The sequence below is a fragment of the Mesorhizobium sp. M8A.F.Ca.ET.021.01.1.1 genome (genome assembly GCF_003998025.1).
Lineage (GTDB): Bacteria > Pseudomonadota > Alphaproteobacteria > Rhizobiales > Rhizobiaceae > Mesorhizobium.
The window spans coordinates 1-5,636 of record NZ_RZSJ01000418.1; the positions used below are offsets into that span (position 1 = coordinate 1).

At 61.1% G+C, this 5,636-nt stretch carries 3 protein-coding genes; all 3 read left to right on the plus strand.

The window, feature by feature from the left end; translation table 11 throughout:
• Positions 1-68: 68 nt before the first annotated feature.
• Positions 69-3,932: a type I secretion C-terminal target domain-containing protein gene (locus tag EOA36_RS25685; protein ID WP_145969306.1), complete on the plus strand. Its 3,864-nt coding sequence runs from the start codon at positions 69-71 to the stop codon at positions 3,930-3,932.
• A gap of 72 nt (positions 3,933-4,004) precedes the next feature.
• Positions 4,005-4,373: a hypothetical protein gene (locus tag EOA36_RS25690; protein WP_127279953.1), complete on the plus strand. Its 369-nt coding sequence runs from the start codon at positions 4,005-4,007 to the stop codon at positions 4,371-4,373.
• 29 nt (positions 4,374-4,402) lie between these two features.
• Positions 4,403-5,602 carry a penicillin-binding protein activator gene (locus EOA36_RS25695; RefSeq protein WP_127279954.1) on the plus strand — a complete coding sequence of 400 codons (1,200 nt, stop codon included), beginning with the start codon at positions 4,403-4,405 and terminating at the stop codon, positions 5,600-5,602.
• The last annotated feature ends 34 nt before the right edge of the window (positions 5,603-5,636 follow it).

Consider the following 5,636-nt stretch of genomic DNA (forward strand, 5'->3'; position numbering starts at 1 on the left):
CAAGCAACGTCGTCAGACTTCCCGCCAATGTCTCGATCGACAACATCAAGGTCGACGGGCACAACCTCGTGCTCGAGCAGGCGGACGGCTCGGTCATCGTCATCAAGGACGGCGCCCTGAATGTGCCGACCTTCATCATCGGCGAAGTCGAAGTGCCGCGCGTGGCCTTGATCGCCGCGCTGGAAGCGAGCCATGTCGATGTCGCGTTTGGCACGGATGGTTCCATCTCGGCGGGCCCGGGAGGTTCGGCCTCGAGCGCCGGCGGCAATTTCGAACAGCCTGCCGGCGGGATCGGCGACGGCTTCGGCCTTTCGGCATTGCTGCCGCCGACTGACCTGCATTTTGGGCAGCTGGATCATCGCGAGCTGTTCCCTTCCTTGGTCGACAGGGGCGTCTCCGTAGTGGCCATGTCCCTGACCGACCCTGGCCAGGCGGCCAGCGAAACCGGTCTCGATGGCGGCCCGCAACAATCGCCGGGCAGCGACGCACCAAGCAACTCCGAAACCTCCGGCGTCGGGACGATCAGCATCGACGCACCCGATGGCATCGGCTCGATCGTCATCAACGGCACCACCGTGACCGGCGTTAACCAGCAAATCGCGGGCGAGTTCGGCTACATCACGATCCTGTCGTTCGATCCTGGCACGGGTGCCATCCAGTATGACTACACGGTCACCGAATCGGTCACGCATCCCGTTCACACGACCGGATACGACGCCAACGACACGGTTCCCGACACTTTCAGCATCACCGTCACGGATGTCGACGGCGACACCGCGAGCACGACCTTCACGGTTGCCATCGTCGACGACGTGCCGACGGCGGTTGCCGACACGGACAGCGTCACGGAAGGCGGCACGGCGAACGGCAACGTGATTACCGGCGTCGGCAGCGACGGCAATGCGGCCGGCGCCGACACCAAGGGTGCCGACGGCGCCGCGGTGAGCGGCGTGACGGGTTCTGGGGCAACGACGGTGGTGGGCGGCGACTTCCATGTCGTCGGCCAGTACGGCACGCTGACACTGAGCCCCGACGGCACCTATAGCTACGTGGCCAATTCCAACATCAGCAACGCCTCTCCAGTGACCGATACCTTCACCTACACGCTGAAGGACGGCGACGGCGACACCTCGCAGACCACGCTGACTATCACCATCAATGACGGGGCCAACCCGTCGGTGGTCACCAACGCGGTCATCGCGGTGGACGAGGAAGGGCTCGGCACCGCCAATGCGACCGGCAGCGCGCCCGCGACCAACGTCGAGGACGGCAGCGGAACGGTGACGTTCCATGCCGGTTCCGACAACATCACCGGGGTGGCCTTCACATCGGTCGCCGGGATCACGGCGGACGTCAACGGAGTTGCCGGCGCCGACATCGTCTGGACGCTGGCCGGGCCGACCCAGATCACCGGCTCGATCAACGGCATCGACGCCATCCATATCGACCTGGTCGCATCGTCGCTGCCAATCCTGGCTGGCACCAACGGCTCGGCGACAGTCAATGTGACGCTGCTCGACAATTTCCCGCATCCCGACGCGGGTGGACAGAATGTCATCAACCTGACCGGCATCAATGTGGTCGCTACCGATTCGGACGGAGACCAGGCGAGCGCGACGGTTCAGGTCAATGTTACTGACGACGTGCCGACGCTAGGCTCCTTCACTTCCGCCACGATCCCCAACGAAATCGGCACCGTAAATGGTACGTTCAACGTCAGCTTCGGGGCCGATGGCCACTCCACTAACAATGCGTTCGACATCACCGGGCCGGTCATCGATGGAATCCATTACACCGAAACCGATCTTGGTAATGGAACGACACGGCTTCTCGCCGAGGACTCAAACGGCACGGATATCTTCGCGCTGACCGTCAAGGCCGATGCGACCTATACCTTTGAGCTGATCACACCCGGCGCGGCGACCACAGAACAGATTTCGTTCGCTCAACTTGGTGCTGGAGGCCCCGGTTTCCGCGAACTGGCCGATGATCCAAATACTCCGGTCAATGAATTGGGTCGGGTCGAATTTCAAAGCAACGGCAACGGAGTCAACGCCAGCAACCAGGGTTTCGGCGTCAGCAATCAATGGACCGACTACGGCGAATGGTTCGAGATGGAGTTCCACAAGCCCGGAGTCGCTGGCAACGATGCCGCGAGCTCCAATCCAGACCTTCTTGAATCCGTTACCATAAACATCCAGCAGATTCAGCAGGGCCCTGTAACAATACGATGGACCGCAACAAATCCAGTAAACGGGGATACAGAAACCCACGACATCACTGTATCCTCAACAGGTCCTCTAACCATCGATCCGACGATTCAATTCAGCGTCCTCAAGATCGAAAATATAGACACTGTAGGAACAGGAAGTTTGCGTATCGGGACGGATGTCAGCGTTTCGCATACCATTCTGCCTCCCGATCAAAGTCTAGATTTCCACATCGTCGCCCGTGATGGTGACGGCGACCTCTCGTCAAGCTCCACCCTCAGCATCAACGTTGAAACAGCTGGGACTGGCGGCAATTTCACGCTTACCGGTACGGCCGGCAACGATGTGATCGCCGCAAGCACGCATACCGACACAATGACAGGAGGAGCCGGCGCCGACACGTTCGTGATCGGGTCGGGTGAATCGACACCCGTCATCGGCGGATCAGGCAATGCAGGCACGATCACCGGATATGACATCATCACCGACTTCGTCGCCGGCACCGACAAGTTGACACTGCCCGGCAGTCTGGTGGCCGCCACCGCGGGCAACGTCAATGGCGGGGACTCCACGTTGACGATCGGCGGTGACACGGTTCAGTCCCATTCGGTCACGAACGGCATCGCCAGTTTCTTTGGAACCGACACCTTTACCGCGCCATTGGCGGTCACGTCCGCCGCAAGCCTGGCGGCGGTTGTCCAGTATCTTAACGCCACAGACATCGGCGACGCCGGGGCGACGCTCGCCTTCACGGCAACGATCTCAGGGGTAAACCACACCTACGTCTATACCCAGACAACCACGAATGCCGGCGTGGGAGCACTGGTCGATCTCCAGGGCGTCACCATATCGAACCTGAACAACCTCATCGGAGGCTCGGTCGACCCCATCATTCTCGACCTGAACCACAATGGGTTCGCCTTCTCCGACGTCAGCCACGGTGTCCAGTTCGACATGAACGGCGATGGCACCAAGGAACAGCTCGCCTGGAACACATCCCATGACGGCATGCTGGCGGTCGACCTCAACCATGACGGCAAGATCGACGATGGCACGGAGCTGTTCACGCCGAACTTCAACGGCGGCCATTTCGACAGCGGCGCGGCAGCGCTGGCTTCGCTCGACAGCAACCATGACGGCGTCATCGACCACAACGACGCGGCGTTCAGCAGCCTGGTGATCTGGCAGGACGCCAATGCCAACGGCATCAGCGACACCGGGGAATTGTCGCACCTCGCCGACAACGGTATCGTCTCCATCAGCACGGCAGCGAACGCGGCTGTCGGCGAAATCGACGGGCAGACCGTGACCGGCAACGGCACTTTCCAGATGGCCGACGGCACGAGCGGCAACTATGTCGAGGTGGAACTCGATACATCGCTGGTTGCCTCGACGCAGCCGTCGGTGGCCATGGACGGCACTTCGGGAGCCGACACGTTCAAGATCGACAATCTCAACATCAAGGATCTGATCGTCGACTACCATGGCGACGAAGGGGATAAGATCGACCTAACGGCGCTTTTCGACAAGGCGCCGGCTGGCAACATCGCCGACTATGTGCATTACAACAGCGCGACCAGCACAGTAAGCGTCGATACCAGCGGCTCGGGCAACGCGGCAAACTTCGTGGATGTGGCCGTACTGCAGAACGCACCCGCAGCCGGTACGATCAACATCCTCTATGACGACGCAACACATACGCAGCAGCATGTCACGATTTAACACTTCTGCGCGCTTGTGCTCCCATGCTATGCATTAGCGGAACATGAAATGGCAATTTGGAGAGGGGCTTACATGAAAATTCGTTCAAGATCGCTGGGCACGGCCGCGGCGCTGCTCTTGGCTGGATCCACCGGCTTTGCCGCCGACATCATCGAAGGTCCGACGGCCGACTATTGCCGCACCGTTGGAACCTCCAATCTCGTGCTGACCGAAAACACGGTCGACCTCACGAAACAGGTCGTGAAGCTGATGGATGAGTCGATCGCCGTCGCCAAGAGCCCGGAATGGATCAACTCGTCGCGGCCGGTCTTCGTCTGGGCATCGGAAGCCAAGGTCGCCTGCGGCATGGCTTACGGCTACCTGAAGACGAACTACAAGGACGAAGACACGCTCAACAAGTGCGAGTGTTTTCACGACCGTATGGTCGAGTACATGAACTGACCGCAACAGCGAGAGCGCGCCGGCAGAAAATGGTATCTGACCGGCAGGTCCACAGCTTGCGAACGTGCGTGGTCGCTTGCGCGCTGGCAATGTCGTTGCTCGGCTGCCAATCGAAAGGCGCGGTGTCAGACGCGCTCGACCCCGCTGCCATCCAGGCCCCCAATCAGCCGGCTGCTGTTGCTGTCGCCAACGCAAGCATGGCAACGCAGTCTCTCGGCACCGGCCCCACAAAAGTCGCCATGCTGCTGCCCCTCTCCGCCTCCGGATCCGCAGGCGAAAACGGCAGAAAGATGCTCGACGCCGCCAAGCTCGCGATGACGGATCTCGGCAACCCGCTGCTGACGCTTACCGTCGAGGACACGAAGGGAGACGCGACCTACTCGCAGCAACTGGCGGTAAAGGCCATAACTTCGGGAGCGAAAGTGGTCATCGGTCCGACCGAACTGCCGGCGGCCCAGCATGTCGCGAAACTGTCGGGCGCAAACCGGCCGGTGGTTCTGGCTCTTGCGGACAATTTTGCCGGTGGCCCGGGCGTCTATGCGGTATGTCTCAGCGAGGCAGACAGCGCCGCTGCAGGCGCCGGCGCGATTGCGGCCAAGGGCGGCAAGAAGTTCGTCCTGCTGGTGCCGGCGGGCGCGAGTGCCGATATCGTCGAAAAGCGGGTTGCCAACAGCCTCAGCGTGTACGGAGCCGCACTTGCGATCACCATACCCTATACGAGCGCCGACAGCGCGACAAAGGCGGTGACGGACATGGGCTCGCTGGTGGACGCCCCCGATGCCGTGGTCGTCGCCAGCGGCGACAGCAATCCGTCGCCAATCCTGATCGCCCTGAAGGCAAAAGGCATTCCCGGAAAATCGACCTCGGTGGTTGGCACGAACCGCTGGCTGGAGTACCCGGCCAGTCCACTATTCGAAGGTGCCTATATCGCGACCCTTGACCAACACGAAACAGGCCCCATTTCGGATCGTTTCAAGACAACCTTCAACTACCAGGCCGACGTCAATGTCGCCTATGCCTATGACATGGTCGCCCTGACCGCGGGCATCGCGAGCGCTGCCGGACCGACCGGCTTCAACAGGCAGGTTTTCGAGAACCCGAACGGATTTCGCGGATCGACCGGCTTGTTCAGGTTCCGCGCGGATGGATCCAGCGAACGCTCGATGCCGTTTTACCGGATTGAAAAAGGTGCGCTCAAACTGGTTGCCAAATCGACGTCCAGCTTCTAGCGAATTGGGCGCGGGCGGTCCGGCGGGACAAGCG

Bases quoted from the DNA above. Each gene is read 5' to 3' on its own strand.
- EOA36_RS25690 (WP_127279953.1), top strand. From the start codon at position 4,005: ATGAAAATTCGTTCAAGATCGCTGGGCACGGCCGCGGCGCTGCTCTTG.
- EOA36_RS25695 (WP_127279954.1), top strand. From the start codon at position 4,403: ATGGTATCTGACCGGCAGGTCCACAGCTTGCGAACGTGCGTGGTCGCT.